Source organism: Burkholderia sp. BC1, assembly GCF_052683555.1.
Genome location: NZ_JBQYLP010000209.1, coordinates 1 through 15,128, shown reverse-complemented (window position 1 = coordinate 15,128; position 15,128 = coordinate 1). Strand labels below are relative to the sequence as shown.

The 15,128-nt window shown below is 67.0% G+C and carries 13 protein-coding genes; 1 reads left to right on the top strand and 12 read right to left on the bottom strand.

Going from position 1 to position 15,128, the window contains the following annotated elements:
- Positions 1-35: 35 nt before the first annotated feature.
- The 4 genes from ACSHSS_RS32000 to secA form a co-directional block, all read right to left on the bottom strand.
- Positions 36-497 (bottom strand): NUDIX domain-containing protein, encoded by a 462-nt coding sequence (locus ACSHSS_RS32000; RefSeq protein WP_445546109.1) that lies wholly within the window; start codon positions 495-497, stop codon positions 36-38.
- Entirely contained in the window at positions 494-1,363 is an 870-nt protein-coding gene (locus ACSHSS_RS31995) for an ATP-binding protein (protein ID WP_006400429.1), read from the bottom strand. The genes ACSHSS_RS32000 and ACSHSS_RS31995 overlap by 4 nt, the downstream gene beginning before the upstream one ends.
- 18 nt (positions 1,364-1,381) lie before the next feature.
- The gene (argJ, locus tag ACSHSS_RS31990) at positions 1,382-2,623 is read right to left on the bottom strand and encodes a bifunctional glutamate N-acetyltransferase/amino-acid acetyltransferase ArgJ (protein WP_445546108.1); all 1,242 of its coding nucleotides are present in this window, start codon (positions 2,621-2,623) and stop codon (positions 1,382-1,384) included.
- A gap of 143 nt (positions 2,624-2,766) precedes the next feature.
- On the bottom strand, positions 2,767-5,565 hold the full coding sequence (gene secA / locus ACSHSS_RS31985; protein ID WP_006400432.1) for a preprotein translocase subunit SecA: 2,799 nt from the start codon (positions 5,563-5,565) through the stop codon (positions 2,767-2,769).
- Positions 5,566-5,821: 256 nt separating this feature from the next.
- Here secA and ACSHSS_RS31980 point away from each other — a divergent pair, with 256 nt between their 5' ends.
- Positions 5,822-6,304, top strand: coding sequence for a DUF721 domain-containing protein (locus tag ACSHSS_RS31980; protein WP_006400433.1), 483 nt, complete (start codon positions 5,822-5,824; stop codon positions 6,302-6,304).
- A 76-nt stretch (positions 6,305-6,380) separates the two neighbouring features.
- Here the strand turns inward: ACSHSS_RS31980 and lpxC are convergent, their stop codons facing one another.
- The 8 genes from lpxC to murG all read right to left on the bottom strand — a co-directional run bounded on the left by lpxC (position 6,381) and on the right by murG (position 15,044).
- Positions 6,381-7,298, bottom strand: coding sequence for a UDP-3-O-acyl-N-acetylglucosamine deacetylase (gene lpxC / locus ACSHSS_RS31975; RefSeq protein ID WP_059940558.1), 918 nt, complete (start codon positions 7,296-7,298; stop codon positions 6,381-6,383).
- A 240-nt stretch (positions 7,299-7,538) separates the two neighbouring features.
- Positions 7,539-8,045, bottom strand: coding sequence for a peroxiredoxin (locus ACSHSS_RS31970; protein WP_006407636.1), 507 nt, complete (start codon positions 8,043-8,045; stop codon positions 7,539-7,541).
- Positions 8,046-8,232: 187 nt separating this feature from the next.
- Positions 8,233-9,429 carry a cell division protein FtsZ gene (gene ftsZ / locus ACSHSS_RS31965; RefSeq protein WP_006400436.1) on the bottom strand — a complete coding sequence of 399 codons (1,197 nt, stop codon included), beginning with the start codon at positions 9,427-9,429 and terminating at the stop codon, positions 8,233-8,235.
- A 144-nt stretch (positions 9,430-9,573) separates the two neighbouring features.
- Positions 9,574-10,806, bottom strand: coding sequence for a cell division protein FtsA (gene ftsA, locus ACSHSS_RS31960; RefSeq protein ID WP_006400437.1), 1,233 nt, complete (start codon positions 10,804-10,806; stop codon positions 9,574-9,576).
- Between the two features lie 26 nt (positions 10,807-10,832).
- Positions 10,833-11,585, bottom strand: a complete 753-nt coding sequence (locus ACSHSS_RS31955) for a cell division protein FtsQ/DivIB (protein ID WP_006400438.1) — start codon at positions 11,583-11,585, stop codon at positions 10,833-10,835.
- A gap of 18 nt (positions 11,586-11,603) precedes the next feature.
- Positions 11,604-12,545 (bottom strand): D-alanine--D-alanine ligase, encoded by a 942-nt coding sequence (locus tag ACSHSS_RS31950; RefSeq protein WP_445546107.1) that lies wholly within the window; start codon positions 12,543-12,545, stop codon positions 11,604-11,606.
- Between the two features lies 1 nt (position 12,546).
- Positions 12,547-13,944 carry a UDP-N-acetylmuramate--L-alanine ligase gene (gene murC / locus ACSHSS_RS31945; RefSeq protein ID WP_217060618.1) on the bottom strand — a complete coding sequence of 466 codons (1,398 nt, stop codon included), beginning with the start codon at positions 13,942-13,944 and terminating at the stop codon, positions 12,547-12,549.
- Positions 13,941-15,044, bottom strand: coding sequence for an undecaprenyldiphospho-muramoylpentapeptide beta-N-acetylglucosaminyltransferase (gene murG / locus ACSHSS_RS31940; protein WP_445546106.1), 1,104 nt, complete (start codon positions 15,042-15,044; stop codon positions 13,941-13,943). Before murG ends, murC begins: the two co-directional genes overlap by 4 nt.
- Positions 15,045-15,128: the final 84 nt, after the last annotated feature.

The window sequence follows — 15,128 nt, the reverse complement described above, 5'->3', positions numbered from 1 at the left end:
GAAGCGACCGGCCGCACGGGCCGGCCGCGGCGACGTCAGCGTGCCGCCGCCTCCTGCTCGAGCAGTGCCAGCACCGGCAGCGCCGCGGGCAGCAGCGGCGCGACGTCGACCGGCAGCGGCTGCCAGACGAACGCCTGCCCTTCCTTGCTGTGCGGCTCGCCCGTCCAGCCCGTGACCTTGCAGAAATACAGCCGCACGTACGCGTGCGGATAGTCGTGCTCGAGCGTGTGCCAGCGGTGGCTCGCCGTGACGACGATGCCGAGTTCCTCGTGCAGTTCGCGCGCGAGCGCGTCCTCGACGCTCTCGCCCGCCTCGAGCTTGCCGCCCGGAAATTCCCAGTAGCCTTCGTACGGCTTGCCCTGCAGCCGCTGCGCGAGCAGGTAGCGGCTGCGGCCCGTCGCGTCGTCGGACTGCACCATCACGCCGACCGCGACTTCGGTCACCTTGCGCCCGTCGGGTGCGTGCGCGGCGGACGCCACGCGATCGACGCCGCTCATGCTTGCTCCTTGCGGCCCGACCAGTCGCGCGCGAATTGCCACGCGACGCGCCCCGAGCGCGACCCGCGCTCGAGCGCCCACACGAGCGCGTCGCCGCGCGCGGTCTCGATTTCCGCTTCCGGGCAACCGAAATGGCGCAGCCAGTGCGCGACGATGTCGAGATAGTCGTCCTGCTTGAACGGGTAGAAGCTGACCCACAGCCCGAAACGCTCGGACAGCGAGATCTTTTCCTCGACGACCTCGCCCGGATGGATTTCGCCGTCCGGCAGATGCTTGTACGTCTCGTTGTCGCTCATGTACTCGGGCAGCAGATGGCGGCGGTTCGACGTCGCGTAGATCAGCACGTTGTCCGATTGCGCGGCGATCGAGCCGTCGAGCGCGACCTTCAGCGCCTTGTAGCCCGATTCGCCGTCCTCGAACGACAGATCGTCGCAGAACACGATGAAGCGCTCGGGGCGCGGCGAGATCAGCTCGACGATGTCGCCGAGATCGTGCAGATCGTCCTTGTCGACTTCGATCAGGCGCAGCCCGTCCTTCGCGAACGCGTTCAGGCACGCCTTGATCAGCGACGACTTGCCGGTGCCGCGCGCGCCCGTCAGCAGCACGTTGTTGGCCGGCTTCTTCTGGACGAACTGCCGCGTGTTCTGCTCGATCAGCCCTTTCTGGCGATCGATGTTGTGCAGATCGTCGAGCGTGATCGTCGATACGGCCGGCACCGGCTGCAGATAGCCGCGCCCCTGGCGCTTGCGCCAGCGAAACGCGTGCGCCGCATTCCAGTCGACGGCTGCCGGCGCGGGCGGCAGCATGGATTCGAGGCGGCCGAGCAGCGCTTCGGCCCGCGTCAGAAATTGTTCGAGCTTGTCCATGTCGTTCGAGCGCCCCGATCAGGAGCGGTAATCCGCGTTGATGCTCACGTAATCGTGCGACAGGTCGCACGTCCAGATCGTTGCCTGCGCGTCGCCGCGGCCGAGCAGCACGCGGATCGTGATCTCGCTCTGCTTCATCACGCGCTGGCCGTCCTCTTCGAGGTAGGCCGGGTTGCGGCCGCCGGCCTTCGCGACGAGCACGTCGTCCAGATACAGGTTGATCTTGTCGACGTCGAGATCCGCGACGCCCGCGTAGCCGATCGCCGCGAGAATCCGGCCGAGGTTCGGGTCCGATGCGTAGAACGCGGTCTTCACGAGCGGCGAATGGCCGATCGCATAGGCGATCTGCCGGCACTCGGCGACACTGCGCCCGCCTTCGACCTGCACCGTGATGAACTTCGTCGCGCCCTCGCCGTCGCGCACGATCAGCTGCGACAGCGCCTGCGCGAGCGCCGTGACCGCGTCGCGCAGCGCCGCGTAGGCGGGCGAGTCGGTCGACGTGATCGCCGGCAGCGTGCTCTTGCCGGACGCGATCAGCATGAACGAGTCGTTCGTCGACGTATCGCCGTCGATCGTGATGCAGTTGAACGAGCGGTCGGCGACTTCCTTCACGAGCGTGTCGAGCACCGGCTGCGCAACCGCTGCATCGAAGGCGAGGAAGCCGAGCATCGTGGCCATGTTCGGCTTGATCATCCCCGCACCCTTGCTGATGCCCGTCAGCGTGACCGTGTGGCCGTCGATCGTCACGCGCTGCGACGCGGCCTTCGGCAGCGTATCGGTCGTCATGATCGCCTGCGCGGCGTCGTACCAGTTCGCGGCGGCGCGGTTCGCGAGCGCGGCCGGCAGGCCGGCCTTCAGGCGGTCGATCGGCAGCGGTTCGAGGATCACGCCCGTCGAGAACGGCAGTACCTGCGACGGCTCGATGCCGGCCAGACGCGCAAGCTCGGCGCAGGTTTCGCGTGCGTTCGCGAGGCCCGGCTCGCCGGTGCCCGCATTGGCGTTGCCCGTGTTCACGACGAGCGCGCGGATCCCCGCGCCGCCCGCGCGCACCTTCGCCAGATGCTCGCGGCATACGGTGACGGGCGCCGCGCAGAAGCGGTTCTCGGTGAACACGCCGGAGACCGTCGCGCCTTCGTCGACGGAGATGACGAGCACGTCCTTGCGATTCGGCTTGCGGATGTTCGCTTCGGCCCAGCCGAGCGTGACGCCGGCGACGGGATGCAGTTGGGCGGGATCGATCGACGGAAAATTGACAGCCATGGGGCACACCTGCCGAAAGGAAAATGCCGGCGCGCGCCGGCATCGATTGGACGAACCGGCGGCCGCTCGCGCGCGCCGCCGCAACTCAGATCACTGACGTCAAGCCAACACGACGCAGCGCGCAGAGCGCGCCGCGCCGCCGATCATGACAGCTTGCCGTGACAGTGCTTGTACTTCTTGCCGCTGCCGCACGGGCACGGGTCGTTGCGGCCGACCTTCGGCATTTCGCCGCCGGGGCCGCTGTGCGCCATCGCGCTGCCGACCATGTCGGCCGTCGCGGTGGCCGCGGCGACCGCCGCACCGCCGGCCGCGGGCGCACCGGCTTCCGCGAACTCCGCGTGCTGATACTCGACGTTCTCGAGATGGCTGCTGCGCTCCTCGATCTGCTCGGCCGCCTCTTCGAGCTGCTCCGGCGACTGGATCTGCACGTTCATCACGATCCGCGTGACTTCCTGCTTGATCGCCTCGAGCATCGCCGCGAACAGCTCGAACGCCTCGCGCTTGTATTCCTGCTTCGGATTCTTCTGCGCGTAACCGCGCAGGTGGATGCCCTGACGCAGGTGGTCGAGCGCCGCCAGGTGTTCGCGCCAGAGGCGGTCGACCGTCTGCAGCATGACCGAGCGCTCGAACGCGCTGAACGATTCGCGGCCGACCAGCGCGACCTTCGCTTCGTACTGCTCGTCGGCAGCCGTCGTCACCGCTTCGAGGATCTCGTCCGCGGTAATCGACGACGACTCGTTCACCATTTCCTGAATCGCCAGATCGAGCTGCCAGTCGTTGCGCAGCGCTTCCTCGAGCTCGGGCACGTCCCACTGCTCTTCGATGCTGCCTTCCGGCACGAACTGGCGGACGACGTCGGCGATCACGCTGTGACGCATCGCGGTGATCGTCTCGGTGATGTCGTGCGCTTCGAGCAGTTCGTTGCGCTGCTGGTAGATGACCTTGCGCTGGTCGTTCGCGACGTCGTCGTACTCGAGCAACTGCTTGCGGATATCGAAGTTGCGCGCTTCGACCTTGCGCTGCGCGGACTCGATCGAGCGCGTGACGATGCCGGCCTCGATCGCCTCGCCTTCGGGCATCTTCAGGCGATCCATGATCGCGCGCACGCGGTCGCCCGCGAAGATGCGCAGCAGCGGATCGTCGAGCGACAGATAGAAGCGCGACGAGCCCGGATCGCCCTGACGGCCCGCACGGCCGCGCAGCTGGTTGTCGATCCGGCGCGACTCGTGACGCTCGGTGCCGATGATATGCAGGCCGCCGGCCGCCTTCACCTGCTCGTGCAGCGATTCCCACTCGTCATGCAGTTGCTGGATGCGGCGCGCCTTCTCGTCGGCCGGAATCGACTCGTCGGCCTCGATGAACGCGGCCTGCTTCTCGACGTTGCCGCCGAGCACGATGTCGGTACCGCGGCCGGCCATGTTGGTCGCAATCGTGATCGCACGCGGGCGGCCGGCTTCCGCGACGATCGCGGCTTCGCGCTCGTGCTGCTTCGCGTTCAGCACTTCGTGCGGCAGCCCGGCCTGCTTCAGCAGGTGCGACAGCAGCTCCGAGTTCTCGATCGACGTCGTGCCGACGAGCACCGGCTGACCGCGCTCGTAGCAGTCGCGGATGTCGCGGATCACCGCGTCGTAGCGCTCCTTGGCCGTCTTGTAGATCTGGTCCTGCTTGTCGATCCGCTTCGGCGGACGGTTGGTCGGAATCACGACCGTCTCGAGACCGTAGATCTCGTTGAATTCGTACGCTTCGGTATCGGCGGTACCGGTCATGCCCGCGAGCTTCGCGTACATGCGGAAGTAGTTCTGGAACGTGATCGACGCGAGCGTCTGGTTCTCGCTCTGGATCTTCACGTGCTCCTTCGCCTCGACCGCCTGATGCAGGCCGTCGGACCAGCGGCGGCCCGCCATCAGGCGGCCCGTGAATTCGTCGACGATGACCACTTCGCCGTTCTGCACGACGTAGTGCTGATCCTTGTGGAACAGCGTGTGCGCGCGCAGCGCCGCGTACACGTGGTGCATCAGCGTGATGTTCTGCGGCGCGTACAGGCTTTCGCCTTCGCCGATGAGGCCCCACTCGGCGAGCAGGCGCTCGGCCTTCTCGTGGCCCGACTCGGTCAGGAACACCTGGCGCGACTTCTCGTCGAGCGTGTAGTCGCCCGGCTTCTCGACGCCCGTGCCGTCGGCCTTCTCCTCGCCGATCTGGCGCTCGAGCAGCGGCGGCAGCGCGTTCATCCGGACGTACAGCTCGGTGTGATCCTCGGCCTGACCGGAGATGATCAGCGGCGTGCGCGCCTCGTCGATCAGGATCGAGTCGACTTCGTCAACGACTGCAAAGTTCAGTGCCCGCTGCACGCGCGCACTGGTCTCGTAGACCATGTTGTCGCGCAGGTAGTCGAAGCCGAACTCGTTGTTCGTGCCGTACGTGATGTCGGCCGCGTACGCCTGCTGCTTCTGGTCGTGCTCCATCCCGGACAGGTTGATGCCGACCGACAGACCGAGGAAGTTGTAGAGGCGCGCCATCCATTCGGCGTCGCGCTGCGCGAGATAGTCGTTGACCGTCACGACGTGCACGCCGCGGCCCGACAGCGCATTGAGGTAGACGGGCAGCGTCGCGACCAGCGTCTTGCCTTCGCCGGTGCGCATTTCGGCGATCTTGCCGTAGTGCAGCACCATGCCGCCGATCAGCTGCACGTCGAAGTGGCGCATCTTCAGCACGCGGCGGCTCGCCTCGCGGCAGACCGCGAACGCTTCGGGCAGCAGCTTGTCGAGCGACTCCCCGGCCGCGACCCGCTGGCGGAATTCGTCCGTCTTGCCGCGCAACTGGTCGTCCGTCAGCTTCTCGATCTGCGTTTCGAGCGCATTGATCGCCGCGACGGTCTTTTGGTATTGCTTGACGAGCCGCTGGTTGCGGCTGCCAAAAATTTTCTGGAGAAAACCGGTTGTCATCGGATCGGATCCTGCGTCGCAGCACCGGCGCCCGGCGCGTGTTGCGCGCCCCGACGCCCGAGCCCCGGCGGCTTAGCGAATGGGTGGACTCAAACGTCGAATTTTAGCACGCGAGGGCGCACGCGCCCGTGTCTCGGCGGGATCGCGGTTGCGCGCCGCACGCGCGTCGCGAGCGCCGAAACCCGCGCGGGCGCGGGCCGGCGCGAGTACAATCGGCGGCAACCTCCGCGCGCGTGCGCGCCCGAAGAATGACTCGATGACCCGCTTTTCCAACCGTTTCGGCCCGCTCCCCGCGTATCGCCCGCAGCCCGTGTCCGAAGTGCTCGGCCGCGCCGATGCCTTCGCCGCACTGCGTGCCGGCGTCGAGCAGGTCGCGTCGCTGCAGCGCGACCTCGCCGCGTTGCTGCCCGACTATCTGGCGGCGCACGTCGAACCCGGCTTCGTGAAGGACGGCACCCTGACCCTCTTTGCCGCACACAACGCGCTCGCGGCCCGCCTGCGGCAGGTCGAACCGCGCCTGCTCGCCGATCTGCAAAAGCGCGGCTGGCCCGTGTCGACGCTGCGCGTGCGCGTGCGGCCGAAGGACGCGCCGGAACCGGCGCCGCAGAAGCAGGCGCGCATGACGCCGGCCGGCGCGGCCGCGTTGCGCGATCTGGCCGACCATCTCGCGCCGTCGCCGCTGCAGGCTGCGCTCGCGCGGATGGCCGCGCGCCACGGCGCGAAGAAGACGCCGCGCTAGGCACGCGGCGCGCCAGCGAAACGCAATGAAAAAGCGGCCCGCAGGCCGCTTTTTTTACGGATCCGACTTGTCGCGCTTACGCGAAGGCCGTCTGCGTATCGAACGCGAAGCCGCTCGGCGCAGCTTGCGGATCGTCGAACGTGACGATCTCGTAGGCGTCCTCGTGCGCGAGCAGTTCGCGCAGCAGCGCGTTGTTCAGCCCGTGCCCCGACTTGTACGCGGTGTACGACGCGAGCAGCGGATGGCCGACCACGTACAGATCGCCGATCGCGTCGAGCATCTTGTGCTTCACGAATTCGTCGTCGTAGCGCAGGCCGTCGTTGTTCAGAATCCGGTACTCGTCGAGCACGATCGCGTTGTCCATGCTGCCGCCGCGCGCCAGGCCCAGTTCGCGCATCATCTCGACTTCATGCGCGAAGCCGAACGTGCGTGCACGCGCGATCTCGCGCACGTACGACGTGTTCGCGAAGTCGACCTCGAGCGCCTGGCCCGTCTTGTCGACCGCCGGATGACGGAAGTCGATCGTGAATTTCAGCTTGAAGCCGAAGAACGGATCGAGACGCGCGAACTTGTCGCCGTCGCGCACTTCGACCGGCTTCTTGACCTTGATGAAGCGCTTCGGCGCATTCTGCTCTTCGATGCCGGCCGACTGGATCAGGAACACGAACGATGCCGCGCTGCCGTCCATGATCGGGATTTCCTCGGCCGTCACGTCGACATACAGGTTGTCGATGCCGAGCCCCGCGCACGCGGACATCAGGTGCTCGATCGTCGACACGCGCGCGCCATCCTTCTGCAGCACCGATGCGAGCCGCGTGTCGCCGATCGACATCGCGCTGGCCGGAATATCGACGGGCGTGGGCAAGTCGACGCGCGAAAACACGATCCCCGCGCCCGGCGCGGCGGGACGGAGCGTCAGTTCGACCTTGCGGCCCGAGTGGAGACCGATACCGACGGTCTTCACGATCGATTTGATGGTGCGCTGCTTCAGCATGATGTTCTTTGTCTTGATTGAAGATTCCAATCAGGAGTTATCTTCGATAGGCGTGATTATAGCGTAATTCCCTATTCAACGCCGTTTGAAACTGCGTATCAATCTGTTTCGACTGTTTACCCGCGCCGATACGGGACGGGCCGATGCCCGGAACGGAGGCGTTTCCGGTCATCGGCCCGTGTTACAACTGCCCTGAGCGCGGTAAGCGGCGTTGCCGGCAAGCAACGGCGCACCGCACGATCAGGACGTCAACGTCGCGAGCACGCTCGCCGCATCGCTCACTTCGAACTTGCCCGGCGCTTCGACGGCCAGCGTCTTGACCACACCGTCGTCGACCACCATCGCGTAACGCAGGGAACGGATTCCCATGCCACGCGCGGACAAATCCTGCGTCAGCCCCAGCGCATGAGTGAAAGCCGCGCTGCCGTCCGCCATCATGCGCACCTTGCCCGCGGTGTGCAGATCACGTCCCCATGCGCCCATCACGAATGCGTCGTTGACGGACACGCACCAGATCTCGTCGATGCCCGCCGCGCGCAAGCGCTCCGCGTGCTCGACGTAGCCCGGCACATGCTGCGCCGAGCAGGTCGGCGTGAAAGCGCCCGGCAATCCGAAGATCACCACCCGCTTGCCCGCGACCTGTTCGCGCACGCTGAAGGCGTTCGGCCCCAGCGTGCAGCCCTCGCGCGCGTCGTCGACGAATTCGAACAATTGCGCGTCGGGCAGCGCGTCGCCCACTTGAATCATGGCTGGTCCCTCATAGCGATACGGTTTTTCGGCATGTTGCGGACAGCACGACCCATCCCGCTTCGCGCAAGCGAAGAGGGCACGTCTCCCGGCCCGGCGTCGTCTCGACGCGGCCTGTTGCGGTTCGTGGCATCCGTCACGCCGGCGTTACCGCGGCGACACCGCCGCGGCTTCGCCTGTGTATGCGTCAGTCGGCCTGCTTGCGCAGGAAAGCCGGAATGTCGTACGTGTCGACACCCTTCTCCTGCAGCGCCTGCACGTGCGATGCCGCGGTTTCGCGCGAGTTGCGCCACACCGCCGGCGTGTCGAGCGCGCCGTAGTCCGCCGTGCTGACGTGGTGCGGCTGTGCGTAGCCGTGCGAGACCGCGTTGACCGGCTGGTTGTCCGTACCGGTCCGCAGCAGCGTCATCGGCGCCGACTGCTGCTTCTTCGCCGCACGGCCCAGACCCGTCGCCACGACCGTCACGCGCAGCGCATCGCCCATCGCATCGTCGTAGACCGCACCGAAGATCACCGTCGCGTCTTCCGCCGCGTAGCTCTTGATCGTGTTCATCACTTCGCGCGTTTCCGACAGACGCAGCGAACGGCTCGACGTGATGTTGACCAGCACGCCGCGCGCGCCCGACAGATCGACGCCTTCGAGCAGCGGGCTCGCCACGGCCTGTTCCGCCGCGAGGCGCGCGCGATCGACGCCGGCGACCGTCGCCGTGCCCATCATCGCCTTGCCCTGCTCGCCCATCACCGTCTTCACGTCTTCGAAGTCGACGTTCACGAGACCGTCGACGTTGATGATTTCAGCGATGCCGGCCACTGCGTTGTTCAGCACGTCGTCCGCGCACTGGAAGCACTTGTCCATCTCGGCGTCGTCGCCCATCACGTCGAACAGCTTGTCGTTGAGCACGACGATCAGCGAATCGACGTGATCCTCGAGCTGCTGCGAACCGGCTTCCGCGACGCGCATGCGCTTGCCGCCTTCGAACTCGAACGGCTTGCTGACCACGCCGACGGTCAGAATGCCCATCTCCTTCGCGATCTGCGCGACGACCGGTGCCGCGCCCGTGCCGGTGCCACCGCCCATGCCGGCCGTGATGAACACCATGTGCGCGCCGCGCAGTGCGTCGGCGATGCGCTCACGCGCTTCCTCGGCCGCTGCACGGCCCATTTCCGGCTTCGCACCGGCGCCGAGGCCGGTATTGCCGAGCTGGATCACCGACGGGGCACGCGAACGCGACAGCGCCTGCGCATCCGTGTTCATCACGATGAAGTCGACGCCCTGCACGCCGCGGTTGATCATGTGCTGCACGGCATTGCCGCCAGCGCCGCCAACGCCGACCACCTTGATGATGGTGCCGTTGGTTTCGGTTTCCAGCATTTCGAATTCCATTGTTGCCTCCGTCAAGAAAATTACCGCTACTCGGCCGTTATTCGGCAGGAGATCGGGCAACCCCCTGTCGCGCGCCAGCCGCCGGCACCAGCGCGAATTTCGATTCGGTTCTCCGCACGCTCGGCTTGCCGAGCCGCGCGGCGCTTAAAAATTGCTCAGGAACCACTCCTTCATGCGCGAGAAGATCTGCCCCGCGTTGCCGGACTGCACCGCAACCTTGCGGCCGCGCATGCGCTGCGCGCTGCCTTCGACGAGCAGCCCCATCGCCGTCGAATAGCGCGGATTGCGCACGACGTCGGCGAGACCGCCCGCATACTCGGGCGCACCGATGCGCACCGGCTTCAGGAAAATGTCCTCGCCGAGCTCGACCATGCCGGGCATCATCGCCGCGCCGCCGGTAATGACCACCCCGGAGCTCAGCAGTTCTTCGTAACCCGATTCGCGCACGACCTGCTGCACGAGCGAGAACAGTTCCTCGACGCGCGGCTCGATCACGGCCGCGAGCGCCTGGCGCGACAGCGTGCGCGGACCGCGCTCGCCGAGCCCCGGCACTTCGACCATCTCGTCCGGATCGGCGAGCGCCTGCTTCGCGATTCCGTAGCCGACCTTGATGTCTTCCGCATCGGGCGTCGGTGTGCGCAGCGCCATCGCGATGTCGCTCGTGATCTGGTCGCCGGCGATCGGAATCACGGCCGTGTGACGGATCGCGCCTTCCGCAAAGATCGCGATGTCGGTCGTGCCGCCGCCGATGTCGACGAGCACCACGCCGAGATCCTTCTCGTCTTCGGTCAGCACCGCGAGCGACGACGCGAGCGGCTGCAGGATCAGGTCGTTCACCTCGAGCCCGCAGCGGCGCACGCACTTGACGATGTTCTGCGCGGCGCTGACCGCGCCCGTCACGATGTGTACCTTCACTTCCAGCCGGATCCCGCTCATCCCGATCGGCTCGCGCACGTCTTCCTGCCCGTCGATGATGAATTCCTGCGTGAGGATGTGCAGCACCTGCTGGTCGGTCGGGATGTTGATCGCCTTCGCGGTCTCGATCACGCGCGCGACGTCCGTCTGCGTGACTTCCTTGTCCTTGATCGCGACCATCCCGCTCGAATTGAAGCTGCGGATATGGCTGCCCGCGATGCCGGTGAACACGTTGGTGATCTTGCAGTCGGCCATCAGCTCGGCTTCCTCGAGCGCGCGCTGGATCGATTGCACGGTGGCCTCGATGTTGACCACCACACCTTTTTTCAGACCCTTCGATTCGCTCTGGCCCAGACCGATCACCTCGTAATGGCCTTCGCCCTTCAGCTCGGCGACGATGGCCACCACCTTCGACGTGCCGATGTCGAGGGAAACCAGCAGATCCTTGTAGTCTTTGCTCATAAAGTGCTCTTGCGTGTGATCTCTCGTTACTTCTTGCGCTTGTCGGTATCGGTCAGGAACCGCATGCTTGCCGCGCGAATCGCGAATCCGTTCGGATAGCGCAGGTCCGCGTACTCGATGTCGTTGCCCCAGCGCTCCGTGACCGCCGGCCATGCGGCGACGAGGCGCTGGCTCCGGTCATGCAGCGTGTCGTTGTTGCGCTCTCTGCCCAGCTCGACCTGCATCCCGTTCGACAGCTTCACCGTCCACGCGTAGCGCGCCGACAGCGTCACTTCTTCCGGCGCCGCCTTCAGCGGCGCAAACCATTTCTCGAAGTCGCGGTACCGCGCGACGACTTCCTTCGCACTGCCCTCCGGGCCGTCGAACGCGGGCAGTTCGCGATCGAGCTCGCCCTGGTTCGCGGTGAACAGCTCGCCGTCGACGCTCACGAGCTGGCTGCTGCCCCAGGTGCCGAGCGGCTTGTACTCCTCCAGCGTCACGGCGAGCGCGTTCGGCCACACGCGGCGCACGCTCGCGTGCCGCACCCACGGCATCTGCTCGAACGCGGCGCGCGCCGTGTCGAGATCGACCGTGAAGAAGTTGCCCTTCAGCCGGCCGACGAGCCCCGCGCGCACCGTCGGCGTGTTGATGTGCTCGGTGTCGCCGTCGATCCGGATCTCGCGCAGCGTGAACGTCGGACGCTGAATCAGCCAGTAGCAGCCGGCCGCCGCCAACACGAGCAGCAGCAGCGCGTACAACGCGCTGGCGGCAAGGTTGAGTTGGCGAACGTTGTTCCACATACGTGTTCCGTTTCCGCGTCAGTCGTTGAGCGTGAGCGACAGCACCTTCACGACCAGTTCCGAATAGCTGATGCCGATCGCGCGCGCGGCCTTCGGCGGCAGCGAGTGGTCGGTCATGCCAGGCGCCGTGTTCACTTCGAGGAAGTACGCGTTGCCGGCCGCGTCGAGCATGAAGTCCGCCCGGCCCCAGTCGGTGCAGCCGAGCACGTCGAACGCGCGGCGCGCGAGCCGCTTCAGCTGCGCTTCCTGGTCGGCCGGCAGCCCGCACGGAATCAGGTATTGCGTGTCGTCGGCCACGTACTTCGCGTGATAGTCGTAGAACTCGCCCGCCGGCACGATCTTGATCAGCGGCAGATCGAGATCGCCGGCGATGCACGCGGTGTATTCGCCGCCGCCTTCGATGCTCTTCTCGACGATCACGATCTTGTCGTGCGTCGCGGCTTCCGCGAGCGCGGCCGGCAGCGCGTCGGCCGTCTTCACCTTCAGCACCGCGACGCTCGAGCCTTCGCTCGCCGGCTTCACGAACAGCGGCAGGCCGAACTTCGCGACGATCTCGGTCGCGCGCGCGGCGTAGTCGTCGTCGCGCATCACCGTCTCGAACGGCGGCGTCGGCACGCCCGTCTGCTGCCACACGAGCTTCGTGCGGAACTTGTCGAGCCCGAGCGCCGAGCCGAGCACGCCGCTGCCCGTGTAGCGAATGCCGTAGAAGTCGAGCGCGCCCTGGATCTGGCCGTTCTCGCCGTAGCCGCCGTGCAGCGCGTTGAACGCGCGCACGAAGCCTTCGTCCTTCAGCGCCGACAGCGGCCGCTCGGCCGGGTCGAACGGATGGGCGTCGACGCCTGCGTCGCGCAGCCCCTGCAGCACGAGGCGGCCCGAGGTGAGCGACACCTCGCGCTCGGCGGATTCGCCGCCGAACAACACCGCCACCTTGCCGAAACGTTTCGGATCGATCCCGCTCATGTCATCCCTTCTGTTGCGTGTTCTGCACGATCTTCGCCGGCACGCCGCCGATCGAACCCGCGCCCATCGTGATTACTACGTCGCCGTCCTGCGCGACCTTCGCCAGTGCCTCCGGCAACGCGTCGACCGTCTCGACGAACACCGGTTCCACCTTGCCTCCCGCGCGCAGCGCGCGCGACAGCGCGTCGCCGTTGGCCGTCGCGATCGCCGCCTCGCCGGCCGCATACACTTCGGTCAGCACCAGCGCGTCGACCGTCGACAGCACGTTGACGAAATCGTCGAAGCAGTCGCGCGTGCGCGTATAGCGGTGCGGCTGGAACGCGAGTACGAGCCGCCGGCCGGGGAACGCACCGCGCGCGGCCGCGATCGTCGCGGCCATCTCGACCGGGTGATGACCATAGTCGTCGATCAGCGTGTAGCGGCCGCCGTCGGCGGTCGGCACGTCGCCGTAGCGCTGGAAGCGCCGCCCCACGCCGTTGAATTCGGCCAGCGCCTGCTGGATCGCGTCGTCCGACACGCCGAGATCGGTCGCGATCGCGATCGCCGCGAGCGCGTTCTGCACGTTGTGCAGGCCCGGCAGGTTCAGTACGACCGCGAGCGGCGCGCGTCCTTCACGGATCACCGTGAAATGCATGCGGCCGTCGCGCGCGTCGATGTCCTCCGCGCGCACCTGCGCGTCGGGCGACAGGCCGTAGCGCACGACCGGCTTCGAAATGAACGGGATGATCTGCCGCACGTTCGGATCGTCGACGCACACCACCGCGCTTCCGTAGAACGGCAGGCGCTGCGTGAATTCGATGAACGCCTGCTTGAGCCGCGCGAAATCGTGGCCGTACGTATCCATGTGATCGGCGTCGATGTTCGTGATCACTTCGATCACCGGATACAGGTTCAGGAACGACGCGTCGGATTCGTCGGCCTCCGCGACGATGAAGTCGCCGGTGCCGAGCCGCGCGTTCGCGCCGGCGCTGATCAGCCGGCCGCCGATCACGAACGTCGGGTCGAGGCCGCCCGCCGCGAGCACGCTCGCGACGAGGCTCGTCGTCGTGGTCTTGCCGTGCGTGCCGGCGATCGCGATCCCTTGCTTCAGGCGCATCAGTTCCGCGAGCATCACCGCGCGCTGCACGATGGGCACGCGCTGCGCGCGCGCGGCCAGTACTTCCGGGTTGTCCGAGCGCACGGCCGTCGACACGACGACCGCGTTCGCGCCTTCGATGTTCGCCGCGTCGTGGCCGATCGCGATCCGCGCACCGAGCGCAGCCAGGCGATCGGTCACCGCGTTGCGCGCGAGATCCGAGCCGCTGACCTGATAGCCGAGATTGACGAGCACTTCCGCGATGCCGCTCATGCCCGCGCCGCCGATCCCGACGAAATGAATGTGTTTGACGATGTGTTTCATTGCAATGATTCCAGGTTCGCGCCGGCTACCGTCGCGCAGACGCGCGCGACTTCGTCGGTAGCCTCGGGCTTTGCCAGCGAGCGCGAACGCTCCGCCATCGCCGCGAGCGACGCCCGCGACTGGCCGCGCAGCCAGTCGGCGAGCAGTTCCGCCGACAGGTCGCGTTGTTGCACCAGCACCGCGGCCCCCGCAGCGGCGAGGAACGCGGCGTTGGTCGTCTGGTGATCGTCGACCGCGTACGGGAACGGCACGAACAGTGCCGCGACGCCCACCGCCGCGATTTCCGACACCGTCATCGCGCCGGAGCGGCAGATCACGAGATCGGCCGCCGCATATGCGGCCGCCATGTCGTCGATGAACGGCACGAGCCGCACGTCGTCGCCGGCCGCGAATCCGGCGGCTTCGTAATTCGCCTTCAGCGCGTCGATGTGCTTCGCGCCCGCCTGATGCACGACGCGCGGCCGCTCGCCCGGCGCGAGCAGCGCGAGCGCGCGCGGCACGACTTCGTTCAGCGCGGCGGCGCCCAGGCTGCCGCCGACGACCAGCACGTTCAGCGGGCCGCTGCGCGCCGCATAGCGTGCTTTGGGCGGTTCCGTGCGCGCAAGTTCCGCACGAATCGGATTGCCGGTCCATTCGGCGTGCGGCAGCGCGCCGGGAAACGCGACCAGCACGCGCTTGGCGAACTTCGCGAGCACCTTGTTCGCGAGGCCCGCGATCGAATTCTGCTCGTGCAGCACGAGCGGACGGCCCGACAGCGCGGTCATCACGCCGGCCGGGAACGTGATGTAGCCGCCCATGCCGAGCACGACGTCCGGCCGCACGCGGCGCAGCGCGGCGAGACTCTGCGCGCACGCGCGCAGCAGGTTGAACGGCAGCGCGAGCTTGGTCTTCAGCCCTTTGCCGCGCAGCCCGCCGAAGCGCACGTATTCCATCGGAATCCCGTGCTTCGGCACGAGCGTCGCTTCCATCCCGGCCGGATTGCCGAGCCACACGACGCGCCAGCCCGCCGCTTCCATCCGGTGCGCAACGGCGAGCCCCGGGAACACGTGGCCCCCGGTGCCGCCTGCCATCACCATCAGCGTGCGTCGCGACGCGGTCATACCTTCCCTCCGCGCATGAGCACCCGGTTCTCGTAGTCGACGCGCAGCAGCACCGCAAGCGCGACGCAGTTCAGCAAATTTTTT

Bases quoted from the DNA above. Each gene is read 5' to 3' on its own strand.
- ACSHSS_RS31970 (WP_006407636.1), bottom strand. From the start codon at position 8,045: ATGATTCAAGTGGGCGACGCGCTGCCCGACGCGCAATTGTTCGAATTC.
- murC (WP_217060618.1), bottom strand. From the start codon at position 13,944: ATGAAACACATCGTCAAACACATTCATTTCGTCGGGATCGGCGGCGCG.
- argJ (WP_445546108.1), bottom strand. From the start codon at position 2,623: ATGGCTGTCAATTTTCCGTCGATCGATCCCGCCCAACTGCATCCCGTC.
- ftsZ (WP_006400436.1), bottom strand. From the start codon at position 9,429: ATGGAATTCGAAATGCTGGAAACCGAAACCAACGGCACCATCATCAAG.
- murG (WP_445546106.1), bottom strand. From the start codon at position 15,044: ATGACCGCGTCGCGACGCACGCTGATGGTGATGGCAGGCGGCACCGGG.
- ACSHSS_RS32000 (WP_445546109.1), bottom strand. From the start codon at position 497: ATGAGCGGCGTCGATCGCGTGGCGTCCGCCGCGCACGCACCCGACGGG.
- ftsA (WP_006400437.1), bottom strand. From the start codon at position 10,806: ATGAGCAAAGACTACAAGGATCTGCTGGTTTCCCTCGACATCGGCACG.
- ACSHSS_RS31980 (WP_006400433.1), top strand. From the start codon at position 5,822: ATGACCCGCTTTTCCAACCGTTTCGGCCCGCTCCCCGCGTATCGCCCG.
- secA (WP_006400432.1), bottom strand. From the start codon at position 5,565: ATGACAACCGGTTTTCTCCAGAAAATTTTTGGCAGCCGCAACCAGCGG.
- ACSHSS_RS31950 (WP_445546107.1), bottom strand. From the start codon at position 12,545: ATGAGCGGGATCGATCCGAAACGTTTCGGCAAGGTGGCGGTGTTGTTC.
- lpxC (WP_059940558.1), bottom strand. From the start codon at position 7,298: ATGCTGAAGCAGCGCACCATCAAATCGATCGTGAAGACCGTCGGTATC.
- ACSHSS_RS31995 (WP_006400429.1), bottom strand. From the start codon at position 1,363: ATGGACAAGCTCGAACAATTTCTGACGCGGGCCGAAGCGCTGCTCGGC.
- ACSHSS_RS31955 (WP_006400438.1), bottom strand. From the start codon at position 11,585: ATGTGGAACAACGTTCGCCAACTCAACCTTGCCGCCAGCGCGTTGTAC.